Origin of the sequence: Gilliamella sp. M0364 (assembly GCF_016100565.1) — a bacterium.
Taxonomy (GTDB): domain Bacteria; phylum Pseudomonadota; class Gammaproteobacteria; order Enterobacterales; family Orbaceae; genus Gilliamella; species Gilliamella apis.
In genome coordinates this window covers 1-14029 of sequence record NZ_JACFSF010000011.1, presented here as the reverse complement: position 1 = coordinate 14029, position 14029 = coordinate 1, and the positions used below count along the sequence as shown (strand labels likewise).

At 36.3% G+C, this 14029-nt stretch carries 14 protein-coding genes and 1 riboswitch; of the genes, 1 reads left to right on the top strand and 13 read right to left on the bottom strand.

Features of this window, described 5'->3' with window-relative positions:
• Positions 1-168: 168 nt before the first annotated feature.
• Positions 169-1593, bottom strand: coding sequence for an MFS transporter (locus tag H3U96_RS10205; RefSeq protein ID WP_086356708.1), 1425 nt, complete (start codon positions 1591-1593; stop codon positions 169-171).
• A 16-nt stretch (positions 1594-1609) separates the two neighbouring features.
• Complete coding sequence (locus tag H3U96_RS10200) at positions 1610-2782, bottom strand: M20 aminoacylase family protein (protein WP_086356707.1); 1173 nt, start codon at positions 2780-2782, stop codon at positions 1610-1612.
• Between the two features lie 673 nt (positions 2783-3455).
• Between H3U96_RS10200 and H3U96_RS10195 the strand changes: the two genes are divergently transcribed.
• Positions 3456-3662, top strand: a complete 207-nt coding sequence (locus H3U96_RS10195) for a heavy-metal-associated domain-containing protein (protein WP_034901311.1) — start codon at positions 3456-3458, stop codon at positions 3660-3662.
• Positions 3663-3759: 97 nt separating this feature from the next.
• On the opposite strand, the gene thiD is transcribed toward H3U96_RS10195, so the two are convergent.
• From thiD to gutQ, 11 genes are all read right to left on the bottom strand, one after another.
• A complete protein-coding gene (thiD, locus tag H3U96_RS10190; RefSeq protein ID WP_086356706.1) occupies positions 3760-4554 on the bottom strand; it encodes a bifunctional hydroxymethylpyrimidine kinase/phosphomethylpyrimidine kinase in 795 nt (264 codons plus the stop codon).
• A gap of 11 nt (positions 4555-4565) precedes the next feature.
• Positions 4566-5207 (bottom strand): thiamine phosphate synthase, encoded by a 642-nt coding sequence (gene thiE / locus H3U96_RS10185; RefSeq protein WP_086356705.1) that lies wholly within the window; start codon positions 5205-5207, stop codon positions 4566-4568.
• A 15-nt stretch (positions 5208-5222) separates the two neighbouring features.
• Positions 5223-5996 carry a hydroxyethylthiazole kinase gene (gene thiM / locus H3U96_RS10180; protein WP_370545512.1) on the bottom strand — a complete coding sequence of 258 codons (774 nt, stop codon included), beginning with the start codon at positions 5994-5996 and terminating at the stop codon, positions 5223-5225.
• 60 nt (positions 5997-6056) lie between these two features.
• Positions 6057-6158: riboswitch (TPP riboswitch) on the bottom strand.
• 50 nt (positions 6159-6208) lie between these two features.
• The gene (gene trkA / locus H3U96_RS10175) at positions 6209-7570 is read right to left on the bottom strand and encodes a Trk system potassium transporter TrkA (protein WP_086356703.1); all 1362 of its coding nucleotides are present in this window, start codon (positions 7568-7570) and stop codon (positions 6209-6211) included.
• 124 nt (positions 7571-7694) lie between these two features.
• A complete protein-coding gene (trpS, locus tag H3U96_RS10170) occupies positions 7695-8690 on the bottom strand; it encodes a tryptophan--tRNA ligase (protein ID WP_034901320.1) in 996 nt (331 codons plus the stop codon).
• Positions 8691-8713: 23 nt separating this feature from the next.
• Complete coding sequence (locus tag H3U96_RS10165; protein ID WP_086356702.1) at positions 8714-9409, bottom strand: phosphoglycolate phosphatase; 696 nt, start codon at positions 9407-9409, stop codon at positions 8714-8716.
• Entirely contained in the window at positions 9402-10079 is a 678-nt protein-coding gene (gene rpe / locus H3U96_RS10160; protein WP_086356701.1) for a ribulose-phosphate 3-epimerase, read from the bottom strand. Before rpe ends, H3U96_RS10165 begins: the two co-directional genes overlap by 8 nt.
• Positions 10080-10120: 41 nt before the next feature.
• Positions 10121-10942 carry a Dam family site-specific DNA-(adenine-N6)-methyltransferase gene (locus H3U96_RS10155; protein WP_034901325.1) on the bottom strand — a complete coding sequence of 274 codons (822 nt, stop codon included), beginning with the start codon at positions 10940-10942 and terminating at the stop codon, positions 10121-10123.
• A gap of 49 nt (positions 10943-10991) precedes the next feature.
• Positions 10992-11852, bottom strand: coding sequence for an SPOR domain-containing protein (locus H3U96_RS10150; protein WP_086356700.1), 861 nt, complete (start codon positions 11850-11852; stop codon positions 10992-10994).
• A gap of 66 nt (positions 11853-11918) precedes the next feature.
• The gene (gene aroK, locus H3U96_RS10145; RefSeq protein WP_034901329.1) at positions 11919-12440 is read right to left on the bottom strand and encodes a shikimate kinase AroK; all 522 of its coding nucleotides are present in this window, start codon (positions 12438-12440) and stop codon (positions 11919-11921) included.
• 184 nt (positions 12441-12624) lie between these two features.
• A complete protein-coding gene (gene gutQ / locus H3U96_RS10140) occupies positions 12625-13587 on the bottom strand; it encodes an arabinose-5-phosphate isomerase GutQ (RefSeq protein ID WP_065614018.1) in 963 nt (320 codons plus the stop codon).
• Between the last annotated feature and the right edge of the window lie 442 nt (positions 13588-14029).

Below are 14029 nucleotides of genomic sequence, written 5' to 3'. Positions count from 1 at the left end.
ATTTCAAACAGATTTTTCTATTTCAAAACCCATATAATTTTTTAAGTTATATGGGTTTATTTTTCAGAGTTGTAAAAATTGTATTTTTATAAAAGTTTTAATTAAAAAATAGGGATAGATGCGAAAAGATTTATCCCTAATTTAAAATGATAAACAACCTATGCTAACTTATTTATTCTTGCCGGCATTATTGGGTACTAAAATTAAAATTGAAACAAAACATAACAGACAAAAGCCAACATTAATCCACAGTCCAATTGCCGCCGCTGTGGCGACACTTTGACCGCTGGCAATAACTGCAGCATAGGTTGAGGCTGAAATAGCGACACCAAATGCACCACCTAATGAGCTTGCCATTTTATATATTCCTGATGCAACACCAACTTTATCTTCCGGAGCACTAGCTATTGCGGTATCAATTGATGGTGTAGCATAAAAACCTAAGCCAAGACCCAATAAAATATAGCCGGCTAACACCGAAATAATATAAAACATGTTGGGTAAGAAAGTCAGTGTCATCAAGGCAATACCCGTACCGGTAATTAACGGCCCGAGTAACATTGGTTTTTTCGCTCCGACTTTTTGTAAGATTTTTTCACCAACTCGAATCATACATAAAACTGAAACTAAATAACCAATGGTCAATAATCCATTTTCGAAAGGAGTAAAGCCTCTTCCTTGTTGGGTATAAGTACTGGCAACAATTAATGTACCGGCAACAGAATTGAGCAGAAAGTTAGATAAGGTAGCGCCACGATAAGGGACATTCTTAAACAGTGAAAAATCTATAAATGCGCCATTCGCTTTGCGATTTTCAATAACAAAAAATAAAATCAGAAAAACCAAACAGATCATAGCGAGTGATAATGTCGTTACACTAGTCCAACCAAAAGTAGATCCTTTGGTGATGACAAGGTTTAACGTAACTAAAGTGATCACAAAAACGAATAGCCCAACATAATCAAATTTGGGCAAACTTGATGGATCGTCAATTTTAGTTTCTGGTGTCCCTTTCAATAACAGCATACCCAACACAGCACAGCTGATTGAGATAATAAAAATCCATTGCCAACCTAAATAAGTGGCTATTGCTCCACCGGCCAGCACGCAAGTACCTGAACCGCCCCAAGATCCTATCGACCAAAAGCTTAAGGCACGCTGACGATCTTTACCTTGATAATAGGTTTTCACTAACGCCAACGTCGATGGCATAATACAGGCAGCAGATAAACCTTGGATAATACGACCAGTAATAAACAGCACTTCACCTTGTGCTAAAATCAAACAAAGACAACCAATAATACTTAAAATAAAACCTAAATAGGTAAAACGAACTCGGCCAAAGCGATCAGCGAGTCCGCCAGCAACGACAATAAAACAACCTGAAAACAGCGCGGTTAAACTGACGGCTAAATTGAACGATGCAGTAGTAATACCGATACTATGTTGAACAGCCGGCCCAACATTGACGATAGACTGAGCAAAAAGCCAAAAAGTAATCACCCCTAATACAATACCTAAAGTTAATCGGTTATAACCTTTAAACTGCTTTGCTGGAGAATTTTTTGAATTTGACATATTTATTTTTGACATAGCTGCACATTAATCCTTATATGTTTAAATAGCTTTCAGTTAATGCCACCCAATATGATGCAGCGGTAACAATACATTTATCATTAAAATCATAACCAGGATTATGCACACTACAAAAACCCGGTTCATCGCCATTACCTATAATCATATAGCAGCCATTAGGATTACTTTCTAACATAAAAGCAAAATCTTCACTGCCCATAAAAGGATGACAATTATCATGCACGCGATCTTCACCGACTAATTTTTGGGCGACTTCTAATGCAAATTTGGTTGCATCTGCACCATTATGTAAAACCGGACTACCATTGACATGCTCAATTTCTACTGAGGCGCCAAAACTTTCAGCTTGTGAAGTGGCAACCTCGCTAATACGCTTAAGTAGTAACGCTCGGGTATCATTATCTAATGCTCTAACGGTTAGCTTTATTAGTGCATCACTGTTCACCACATTCGGCGCTTCACCTGATTGAATACAACCAATCGTGATAACGGCTTGCTCAAATGGTGATACATTACGAGAAACAATACTTTGCAAGGCTGTGCCGATATAACAAGCAACAAGCGTGGCATCAATTCCTCGTTCAGGCATGGCACCGTGAGCACCTTTGCCTTTAATCTTGATATGAATGGTATCGGATGAAGCCATAAGTGCGCCGGCTTTGAAATAGAAATGACCTTCTTTAAAACCTGGCATGTTGTGGATACCGAAAATAACATCACAAGGAAATTGTTTGAATAAACCGTCATCAACCATTACTTTACCACCATATAACAACTCTTCAGCTGGTTGAAAAATGACATGTAAAGTGCCATCAAAGTGACGGGTTTCGGCAAGATATTTAGCTGCGCACAGTAAAATAGTGGTATGACCATCATGGCCACAACCATGGAATTTGCCATGGGTTTGGCTGCTCCATGGTTTTCCTGATGCTTCAATAATAGGTAGCGCATCCATGTCGGCTCTAATACCAATTTTTTTATCACTAGTGCCATTTTTTAAAACACCAACCACACCGGTTTTAGCTAAACCACGATGTACTTCATAGCCCCATTCAGCCAATTTACTTGCCACTAAATCGCTGGTTTTATGTTCTTCAAAACCTAATTCAGGATGTTGATGAATTTGATGGCGAATATCAATAAACTCTTGCTCTGTTTTTCTAATCGTTTCCATAATATGCTGCATTTTAGGCTCCTAATTAACCTGAATATCGTTATGAAAAAAATAAAAAGAAGGGAACTACACATCTAAACTATAATTAAAATTATGATTAAATTTAAAACCTGCAAACAAATTAATCAGTAAAACAGCTTAGATGAATAAATATACAATAACCGCTATTCTTGTGAATGTCGATGATTTCTATACGGTAATATTTGAAAATTGTTATAACGAAGTTGCATTGAGGTAATAGTCTGATCGAAAAAATGACTTGGCACATTATCCATTAACCAAACTTTATTATCGGCTAAATAAAACTCAATACCTTATGATACATAGTTAAAGAACTTCTCTTAAGACAACTGGTTTTCCATGACGTATACCAACGGTTATAGCTGTTTTTCTATTATGGATCTCAAATATCAATTAAACGGTATACACTTCTCAATTATTTTTACAAAAAATATAGATCAAAATAAATTCTTAGCTTAATCTCATTGAGCATATTAAAAATTTGGTTAATTTATTTTTCCAAGTAGGCTTGGTTTTAGTTTGTTTTGGCGTAATATAAAGATTAAATTTTAATTCATTAATGGTAATAGCTAGCAGATTTGTTTTATTTAAAGAATAATCTAATTTTTCTATCTGTTGCCATTGATAATTTATCGGTAAATTATTAAATAACCAAAAGGGGTTAATGATGAAATTAATAGTCGATAATATGAGTTGTCAGCATTGTGTTAAAACCATTACTAAAGCAATTAATGATATTGATCCTAAAGCGAAAGTTACTGTTGATTTAGCTAAGCATGAAGTTGATATTGATGGTGGTACTATCTCGCAAGAAGCGGCAATTGCAGCAATTGATGAAGCTGGTTTTCAATACGTTGGTATTGCTTATTAACAGTATTTAGCGTTATTAAATTTTAGGCGATTATCTCATCGCCTAAATCTTCGAGAGTACTTTTATCAAATCATCGATTAACAGTTTTTGTATACTTCTACCACCATTGATAAAAATGGTGAGTAGGCCCAATTCCCTTACCAATTTTTAAACTATCTGCATGCTCAATAGCTCCTTGTAGGTAGTTTTTAGCATATTTTATTGCATCTTCTAAATGATGTTTCGGTAACAAGGCTGCAATTGCTGCAGAGAGGGTACAACCTGTACCATGGGTATTTCTTGTTGCGATCCTAGGTGATGTCATTCTGATGATGTTGTTGTGAGTGATTAAATAATCAGGGCTTTCTTGACTTGGCAAATGTCCACCTTTCATTAATACTGCCTGACAACCTAATTTAAGTAATTCATACCCTTGTTGTTGCATTTGCTCTTCGTTTTTTGCCTCACTACAATCAAGTAATGCAGCCGCTTCAGGTAGATTAGGGGTGATGACTGTGGCTAATGGTAATAATAGATCTCGAATAGCAGAAACGGCATCAGCTTTTAACAATGGATGTCCGCCTTTAGCAATCATTACGGTATCAAGCACAATATTGGCAATAGGATTAGCGTTTAATAGCTGATGAACTGTAGTAACAATCTCTTTATTCATTAGCATGCCAATTTTAACACTATCAATGTGGATATCTTGATACAGTGTATTAAACTGTGCTTCAATAAATTCAGCGGGAATGGCATGTACACCATTAACGCCTTGCGTACTTTGTGCGGTTAATGCTGTGATCACTGACATACCATAAGCACCAAGTGCTGAAAATGCTTTTAAGTCAGCTTGAATACCTGCGCCACCACTAGGGTCACTGCCTGCTATTGTTAATGCAACTGTTGTCATGATTTGGTTTCCTATTTTGCCAGTTTTATTTTACTGATTAGGTCTGATGTCGCTTTGGCAAGATTAGCTTGTCCGCATACTGCCGACACAACGGCAATACCTTCAATGCCAGTTTGGATTACTTCGGTTAAATTATTCACGCCGATACCACCGATCGCCACGGCAGGGCATTGTTTCGCTTTAACCAGTTCTTTCAATTGAGTAATGCCTGTCGCAGCTGCGGCATCCTTTTTGGTTGTGGTTGGATAGATAGGCCCTATACCAAGATAATCGACTAAATGCCAAGGAACATTCTCTAGTTGTGATTGATTTGAAACTGAAAGTCCTAACCATTTGTCTGTGCCAATTAGGTGTCGAGTAACGTCGACTGGTAGATCGCTTTGTCCTATATGAACGCCATCGGCATCAATGGCTAAAGCAATATCAACATGGTCATTGATAAATAGCGGAACTTGGGTGCGACTTAACACTTCTTTGAGCGCTTGTGCGGCGTCATACCAATTTTTACCAGAGTATTTTTGTTCTGAACGTAGTTGCACTGCAGTAACGCCATTTTCAACGGCAATTTTGGTGGTAGCGACCATGCCATCTATACCGCCACATAATAACGGATCGAGGACTAAATAGAGAGTTAAATCAAGTTGCTTTTTCATCAAACATCCTTATTTTTAGTTTTGATTGAATCGTGAAAGATGATCAATAACAGCAATGGCGAAACTACCTAACCCTTGCTGTTTATTAGCGAGCTGTCCTGCTTTTTTCATCATAAAACAAGCTGTTGCGGTAGCGGTTAAACGATCACTAGTGGTTGCAATAAATGCTGCTACCATTGCAGATAACGAACAGCCGGTGCCGGTTACTTTAGTTAAAGCGATATCGCCACCGACAATGCTATAAATTTGTTCACCATCTGTGACATAATCTATCTCACCTGTTATTGCGACAATGGTTTGATATTTTTGTGCTAATAGTATTGCTGCATTTAATGCAGAATCGGTAGAATCAAGTCCATCAGGCCCTTTCGATGATGATTGTTGACCACTCAATGCGAGAATTTCAGAGGCATTTCCTCGAATAACACTCGGTCTAAAAGTTAACAGTTGTTTGGCAATTTCAGTGCGGTATTTAAGTGCCGCACCAATCGCTACAGGATCTAGTACCCATGGTGTCTGTGTTTGTTCAGCTTTTGCTGCAGCTAACAACATACTATTTGCGCTCTGCTCATCAATGGTACCAATATTAATTAATAAACTACTGGCAATAGTTACAAAGTCCTCAACTTCTTGTTTAGCAACGACCATTGCTGGCGAAGCACCAATGGCTAATAAGACATTGGCGGTAAAATTCTGTACAACATCATTGGTAATGCAATGGACTAATGGTCGTTGTTGTTTAACTTGTTCAATAAAGGGAATGGCATCATTGTTTTGAAATAACTGAATGGTAGACATATTCTTTCCTTATTTATTATTAATATTAAGGGAAGAATGTGTCAAAACGGATAATTAAGACGAAGACTTCCCTACGCTGGTATGAGCCAGATCAGGTTCAACGGGTAAAATCTCAGTTTTTTGTAGTAACAAAAAACACCCCGAGTCAAAAAACAATTAATAAAAACAGTTTAATTATCTACTGAGTTTATATTTTATACAAGCTATTGTAATAATCTTTCGATATCGCTAATAGATCGTCTATCTGGTAAGAAAATGATTAAGTGATCACCATCTTCGATCATTAAATCGGTATTAACAATAATCACATCTTCACCACGCACCACAGCACCAATAGTTGCCCCTGAAGGCAATTTTAGACTGTTAATATTTTTACCTACTAGTTTAGAGTTTTCAGTATCACCCTTAACGATCACTTCGACAATTTCTGATTCACCTTGCCGTAGTGAGACAACTTTTACCACGCCATTTTGTCTTACATGACTGAGTAATTCTGAAATAGTGGCATGTTGTGGTGAAATGGCAATATCAATTACGCTATCGTTTATTAACTCTAAATAAGCTTGTCGTTGAATAAGTACGATGACTTTTTTGGCTCCCATCCTTTTGGCAAGCATTGACGACATAATATTTGATTCATCATCACTCGTCACTGCCACAAACAGATCGGTAAGTTCGACTTGTTCTTGCGATAATAGCTCTTGATCTGATGATTCACCATGTAATACGGTAGTATTAACTAACTGCTCGGCAATTAATTCTGCTTTTTCGGCATTACGTTCAATCAATTTCACTTGATAATCGTTTTCTAATCGCTTAGCTAAAGCAACAGCAATGCCACCACCACCACTAATGAGTATTCGTTTATAAGGCTTTTCTAACCGTTGTAATTCACTGGTTACCGCTTTGATGTTAAGCGGTGGGGTAATAAAGTAAACCATATCCCCAGCTTCAATCAAAGTTGAACCAATCGGACGAATAAAACGATTTTTACGATAAATCGCCACCACCCGAGCTTCGACATGAGGTAAATGTTCTTTTAGCTCTGATAATTCACTACCCACCAATGCACCACCATAGTAAGCTGTAACGGCAACTAAGCAGACTCGATTATCATAAAATGAGGCAAATTGTAGTGCGCCAGGATATTGCACTAGCTGGCTGATATGATTGGTGATTAGATTTTCTGGGGCTATAATATGATCGATATTAATACAATCTTTATTAAAAAATGAGTATCTTTCATCATTATATTCTGGCGCTCGAATACGTGCGACTTTTTGAGGAATATTGAACATCACATGCCCAATCTGGCAAGCCATCATATTGACCTCATCAGAATTGGTAACAGCGACTAACATGTCGGCAGATTCTGCACCAGCACTTTCTAATACTTGTGGATAAGATGATTTTCCACAAATAACTTGTAAATCAAAACGTTCTTGCAATGATTGCAACTTGTCATGATCTTCATCAACAACAGTCACATCGTTCTGTTTTTCGGTAACCAGATATTCGGCAAGAGCACTACCTGTTTGACCTGCACCAAGAATGATAATTTTCATAACTAACCTATGATAATCAAAAAGGCTTCAATGGCATTTTTCGTTAACAAAAACGATAGTGCGTTTAGTCATTAAAGCCAATTGATATTGTTTAGCGTTAATTGCAATCTAGTTTTACGGTTAATTATACAAAACCGATTGCGTCATAAACTTTTTTCAACGTTGGCTCTGCTTTTGCTCGAGCTTTTTGTGCACCTTCTTGCATAATTGTCAGAAGATAATTTTCATCATCACGATACTGATGATATTTTGCTTGTAAATCAGTTAACATATCAATAACTTGATTTGCGACCTCAGTTTTTAGATGGCCATACATTTTACCTTCGAATTCTTTCTCCAGTTCAGCGATAGGTTTACCCGTAATACCGGTTAATATATCTAACAGATTTGATACCCCCGTTTTATTTTTTAAATCATAACGTACGACTGGTGGTTCATCAGAATCGGTCATTGCCCGTTTAATTTTCTTCTCGACATCTTTTGGGTTTTCAAGTAAACCAATAACATTATTGCGATTTTCATCTGATTTAGACATTTTTTTGCTAGGGTCTTGTAATGACATAACCCGAGCACCAACTTTAGCAATAAATGGTTCAGGAACAGTGAAGATATCGCCATAAAGGGCATTAAAACGCATAGCAATATCGCGAGAAAGTTCAAGATGTTGTTTTTGGTCATCACCAACGGGAACTAAATTAGCTTGATATAACAAAATATCGGCAGCCATTAACACTGGATAATCAAAAAGCCCAGCATTTATATTTTCTGAATGACGAGAAGATTTATCTTTAAATTGTGTCATACGGCTCAATTCACCAAAATAGGTATAACAGTTTAATGCCCAACCTAATTCAGCATGTGCAGGCACATGGGATTGCACAAAAATAGTACTTTTTTGTGGATCAATACCACAGGCTAGATAAAGTGCTAATGTATCAAGTGTTGCTTTACGTAACTTATTAGGATCTTGGCGTACCGTGATCGCATGTTGATTGACGATACAATAAACGCAATCATATTCATTTTGCAAAGACACCCAATTCTTTAAAGCACCTAAATAGTTGCCTAATGTTAGTTCTCCTGATGGCTGAGCGCCACTAAATACAATTGGTTTACTCATAATTTATTCCTAATTTAAACTTATTATTTTTTTGCATCAGCTTTTGGCTGAGGTAATAGGGTTAATATATCTTGAAAATCATCAAATAAAAAATCGGGTTCACTTGTTGCAATTGATTCGCCATAATTATAACCATAACTTAACGCAACAGTAGGGCAATTAGCATTTTTGGCTGCGCTAATATCATTTTTCGAATCACCAACAAATAATAACTGATCATTGTATAATCCAAATGTCGCCATGACTTGATAAAGCGGAGCAGGGTGTGGTTTTAATTTAATTACATCACCACCGCCGAGTACTAATGAAAAATACTCTTTGATAACTAATGAGCTTAGTAATCCCGGTAAAAATTGTGCCGGTTTATTAGTTACAAGTGCTAAAGGGTAATGATTTTCATAAAGAGTTTTTAAGGTCTGTTTTACATGAGGAAACAGTGTTGTCTGTTCATCCATAACCTTATCATAATGCTGACTAAATATTTGTTTAGCTTCAGCAAAATATTCGTTTGACGGATTAATATCAATGGCTTTGAAAACGCGTTCAAGCATCACATCAATACCATTACCTACCCAGTTTTTAACTTGTTCATTGGTAACTGTTGGTAAATTTAAATCTGCCAACATTTTCTGGGTTGCTAAAGCAAGTCCAGGTACGCTATCTACTAATGTTCCATCTAAATCAAAAGCAATAGCTTGAATATCATCTAATTTAGCCATGTTTTACTCCTGCTAACTCTTTACGCATTGCATCAATTACCGTTTTATAGTTAGGTTGACCAAATATGGCTGAGCCAGCAACAAACATATCGGCTCCTGCCTTGGCAATTTCAGCTATATTATCTACTTTTACACCGCCATCAATTTCTAGGCGAATATTTCTACCAGAATCAATAATGCGTTGTTTAACTTGCCGCAATTTTTTAAGCGTTGCTGGGATGAATGATTGACCACCAAAACCTGGGTTAACACCCATCAATAAAATAATATCAACTTTATCCATCACATAGTCTAAATGGTCAAGTGGTGTTGCTGGATTAAGCACAATACCGGCACTGCAATCATGATCTTTAATTAATTGTAATGAACGATCTAGATGAATTGTCGCTTCTGGATGAATAGATATGTTTGTTGCTCCAGCTTTGGCAAAAGAGGTAATTAGCTCTTCAACTGGAGAAACCATTAGATGGACATCAATTGGTGCACTAATTCCATAGTCTCGCAGTGCCTTACAAAACATACTACCCATTGTTAAATTGGGAACAAAATGATTATCCATCACATCGAAATGGACAACATCCGCTCCTGCATCTAATACTTTTTGGGTATCTTCACCAAGACGAGCGAAATCGGCGGATAGTATTGATGGTGCAATAATAAATTCATTCATAACATACCTCTACTCATAAACACCTTATACTTAAAAATAGCTTAAGATTTTTGGTATAAGGCCAATATTTCATCAATTTTTTTGCGTCCTTCGCCAGCGCAACTAATTGAGCGCCGCATTTCTGCTCGGTAAAGATGGCGCGCTTTACTATATAACGTTCTGGTATAGTGAGTATCATGATTTGATACCAGCACTGGAATCTCTTTTTTATAGGCAATTTGCTCAGCTAATTGTGACAACCTTTGATGTTCGTCAAACCCAAAATTATTAGAATAGTAGGCGGTAAAACCTGCTGTTTCATTAGGCGATAGATAAGGTGGATCACAATAAATAACGGAGTTACGTTTCGCCATTTTCATCGCTTTATGATAAGGCGTACAGACAAACTCAGCATTTTGCGCTTTTTTGGCAAAAAAATAGAGTTCCCTTTCCGGGAAATAAATAGTCTTGTAACGGCCAAATGGCACATTAAATAAACCACTATTATTATAACGACATAAGCCGTTGTAACAGTGACGATTTAAATAGACAAATAAAAGCGATCGCAAATATTGATCTTTACTATAATTAAACACATCACGTAGTTGATAAAATGCTTCAGCTTGGTTATTTTGATCATTAAATAGTAATTTAAGATCATTAATAAACAGCTCCGGATTGGATTGTAATAGCTTAAATAGTGCAATTAGATCATGATTGATATCAGCTAAAATATAACTTTTGAAGTTAGTATTTAAAAAAACGGAACCAGCACCTACAAAGGGCTCAATGAGTTGTTCACCTTCCGGTAGATACTGTTTTATAGTGTCTACAAGCTCATATTTTCCTCCAGCCCACTTTAAAAAGGCTCGTCGCTTCTTCAACGGAAACTCCTATTTTGTCATTGGTAGGATATATGAACAATATCCCTTACTATTTTGCCGATTTTTCTTTATTAATAGTTGCGCCAGATTTAACCCAAGGTTTATCTTTTTTTAGTGCATCTGGTAAAGACTTGATTGCTTTTCTGGCTTCATCAGCAGAATTATATGTACCATTAACTAAAATAAACCATTTGACATTATTTCGTTTAGTTTCATAAATTTGGTAATTGGTTATATTATGTTTTTTTACCAATTTTTTTAAACCTTCAAGCGAGGTTGAAGCACTCAGTTGAATTGAAAACTGATTACTCTTTATTTTGTCAATTTTAGTCGGTTTAGTATTTACTTTAGAACCACTAGTTGATTCAGTATCAGGTTTATTGACTTTAGATTCAACTTGGTTCGGCGAGTTTAGTCTATTATTATCCACATTATTATGCGATGAATTATTACCCTGATGAGTATTATGGTCAACTTGTGACTCAGGTTTACTCTCTGGTGAACTCTGAGTGTTTGCATCACTACCGTTATTACCAGTTAATTCGCTACTATTTTGTTGTTCATTAACATTGGTAATTGGTGCTGGCGCCATAGGCGATGGTACCGTATCAGATGCTTGACCTTGAGCTGTAGCCGTTGCAACGTCATTGGATTGTGTTGTTATGGTTGGCTCAGGTTCTTGCGTTGAAACACCGCTAACTTCAGGAGGAGTTAGTTGTGTAGGTGTTTTTGGTTTTGACGAACGAAATAACATTGTACTAACTAATAAGACAATAATAACGACGGTTAACCCCATAATTATCAATTTCTTTTTCGAATAATGCTGAAAAAAATTGGTAATATTAAATGAGGGCGTAGACGGCTTATTGGATTGTTCTGGTATATAACGATCATCTTTATCTACACGCATATTAACTCCTTAACCTATTAACAGGTTTAATGCCTTATAACCAACCATGGTTTATCGATCAATGATTTAAATTTGTTCTATTTTATCAATGATATATCCAGCAACACCTTTAGCACTTTGCTCATCGGTTTTAATTGTGATGTCAGCAATTTCTTCATAAAGAGGATCTCGTTCCTGAGCTAACTCTTCATAAAGTTCGCGAGGGGTATTGCCACCTTGTAATAAAGGACGACGTTTATCTTTTTGTGTTCTTGCCATTTGTTTTTCAATTGTTGTTTCTAAATAAACGACAATACCGCGTGCTGATAAACGATTACGCGTCTCTTTCGATAGTACTGAACCACCACCGGTAGCAAGTACTACACCTTGTTTTTCAGTCAATTCATTAATGACTTTCTCTTCTCTGGCTCGGAATCCGTCTTCACCTTCTAAGTCAAAGATCCATGCAATATCAGCACCTGTACGTTTTTCGATCTCTTGATCAGAGTCAAAAAATTCCATGCCTAACTGCTGTGCAATTTGTCGGCCTATTGTGCTTTTTCCTGCCCCCATTGGGCCAATTAGAAAGATATTTCGCTTTTCTGCCATTGTAGTTTCATCATCTATTAATTTTGGTTAAAATTTACAACACAATATCAATTTGCTATGATTTTTATCATCATTTTATCTTTGAATTGTGTAACTTTCTTGGATCTCCGTCTAACGACAAAAATTTAGGTCGGTAATTATCTCAATAGATAGCCCTATTTTGCAACAGGTATTTATTAATCAGTTAACTTATCCCCGCTTGATGTAGGTCATGAATATTAAGTGCTCCAACTAATTCACCTTGATTATTGACTACTGGCGCAGCTGTAATATTATGATCATTAAATGTTTTTAAGGCTTCGACCGCTTTCCAATTTTCCGGTATTTGATGTCCTGGACTGGTCATTACTTCAATAATATTGTCTTGTAGTGTACCATGTTTTAATAGTAATCGACGCAAATCCCCATCAGTAAAAACGCCAACAATTTTATTATCATCTTGGCATATTGCCACTAACCCTACACCGGTTCGACTTAATTCTAACATCGCATCGAGTACCGTTGCTGATTGTGAAACTTTAGGAATTAAATCTCCTTTTCGCATAATATCTTTTACGTGATTTAACAATTTAGCTCCTAGACTACCAGCAGGATGTGAACGAGCAAAATCTTCTTCTTTAAAACCACGAGCTCGCATAACGGCAATAGCCAATGCATCACCCATTAATAATGTATTAGTTGAACTTGATGTTGGTGCTAGTCCCATTGGGCAAGCTTCTTTTTCAATTGAAATGTCTAATACTGCTTGTGCTGCTGTCGCAAGTGGCGAATCAAGTCCACCAGTAATAGCGATAACCGGAATATTCATGGCTGCAAGGATTGGTAATATAAATTGAAACTCCTTTGCTCGACCAGAATAAGAGATCAAAATTACTACATCGTTTTCGGTTACCATGCCTAAATCACCGTGTAGCGCTTCAGAGGGATGCATAAAAAAAGCTGGACTACCTGTACTAGCTAATGAAGCGGCGATTTTTTTTCCAATATGTCCTGATTTACCAATACCTGACACGACAACTTTTCCCTTGGTGGACAAGATGAATTGACAAGCCTTAATAAAGTCTTTACCAAGTCGGGCGGGTAACTTTTGTGCTTCGTGAAGTTCAAGTTCAAGAAGTTCTCGACCATATTGTAACAATTTATCCATGTTTAATTGCCTATTGAATTAAATTTACACAAAAATTAAATCTATAATCAATTTTATGATTATATTTAATCAGATTATGCTAGATAGTCTAACAATTAACTATTGAATATTCAAAAAGCTTTTAGAATTAAAAAACAAAATAAGTGAAAGAATATTTAAGAAAGTTTTTTTAATAGCAAAAAAATTGAGGAACGGGGGTTTTTAAACGGTTAATACTATATTTTAAATACTTAACTTCCTAATAATATTTACAAAATTTAACAATTAAATCATTAAATGTAGTTGCATAGATTTTTTTTAGGCACTATACTCTACAGGTTATTTTAACCGCAATATTCGGTGATAATTTAGTCAGTTAAGCTGAAATAAAGTGAAATAAAACAGTGTATTACTTGACAAGGGATGTCAAAATGTGTTATAATTTACAACACCAAACACCAAA

What these genes read in the sequence shown, in the direction of transcription:
- H3U96_RS10205 (WP_086356708.1), bottom strand. Translation starts at nt 1,593, where the DNA reads ATGTCAAAAATAAATATGTCAAATTCAAAAAATTCTCCAGCAAAGCAG.
- H3U96_RS10200 (WP_086356707.1), bottom strand. Translation starts at nt 2,782, where the DNA reads ATGCAGCATATTATGGAAACGATTAGAAAAACAGAGCAAGAGTTTATT.
- H3U96_RS10195 (WP_034901311.1), top strand. Translation starts at nt 3,456, where the DNA reads ATGATGAAATTAATAGTCGATAATATGAGTTGTCAGCATTGTGTTAAA.
- thiD (WP_086356706.1), bottom strand. Translation starts at nt 4,554, where the DNA reads ATGACAACAGTTGCATTAACAATAGCAGGCAGTGACCCTAGTGGTGGC.
- thiE (WP_086356705.1), bottom strand. Translation starts at nt 5,207, where the DNA reads ATGAAAAAGCAACTTGATTTAACTCTCTATTTAGTCCTCGATCCGTTA.
- trkA (WP_086356703.1), bottom strand. Translation starts at nt 7,570, where the DNA reads ATGAAAATTATCATTCTTGGTGCAGGTCAAACAGGTAGTGCTCTTGCC.
- trpS (WP_034901320.1), bottom strand. Translation starts at nt 8,690, where the DNA reads ATGAGTAAACCAATTGTATTTAGTGGCGCTCAGCCATCAGGAGAACTA.
- H3U96_RS10165 (WP_086356702.1), bottom strand. Translation starts at nt 9,409, where the DNA reads ATGGCTAAATTAGATGATATTCAAGCTATTGCTTTTGATTTAGATGGA.
- rpe (WP_086356701.1), bottom strand. Translation starts at nt 10,079, where the DNA reads ATGAATGAATTTATTATTGCACCATCAATACTATCCGCCGATTTCGCT.
- H3U96_RS10150 (WP_086356700.1), bottom strand. Translation starts at nt 11,852, where the DNA reads ATGCGTGTAGATAAAGATGATCGTTATATACCAGAACAATCCAATAAG.
- aroK (WP_034901329.1), bottom strand. Translation starts at nt 12,440, where the DNA reads ATGGCAGAAAAGCGAAATATCTTTCTAATTGGCCCAATGGGGGCAGGA.
- gutQ (WP_065614018.1), bottom strand. Translation starts at nt 13,587, where the DNA reads ATGGATAAATTGTTACAATATGGTCGAGAACTTCTTGAACTTGAACTT.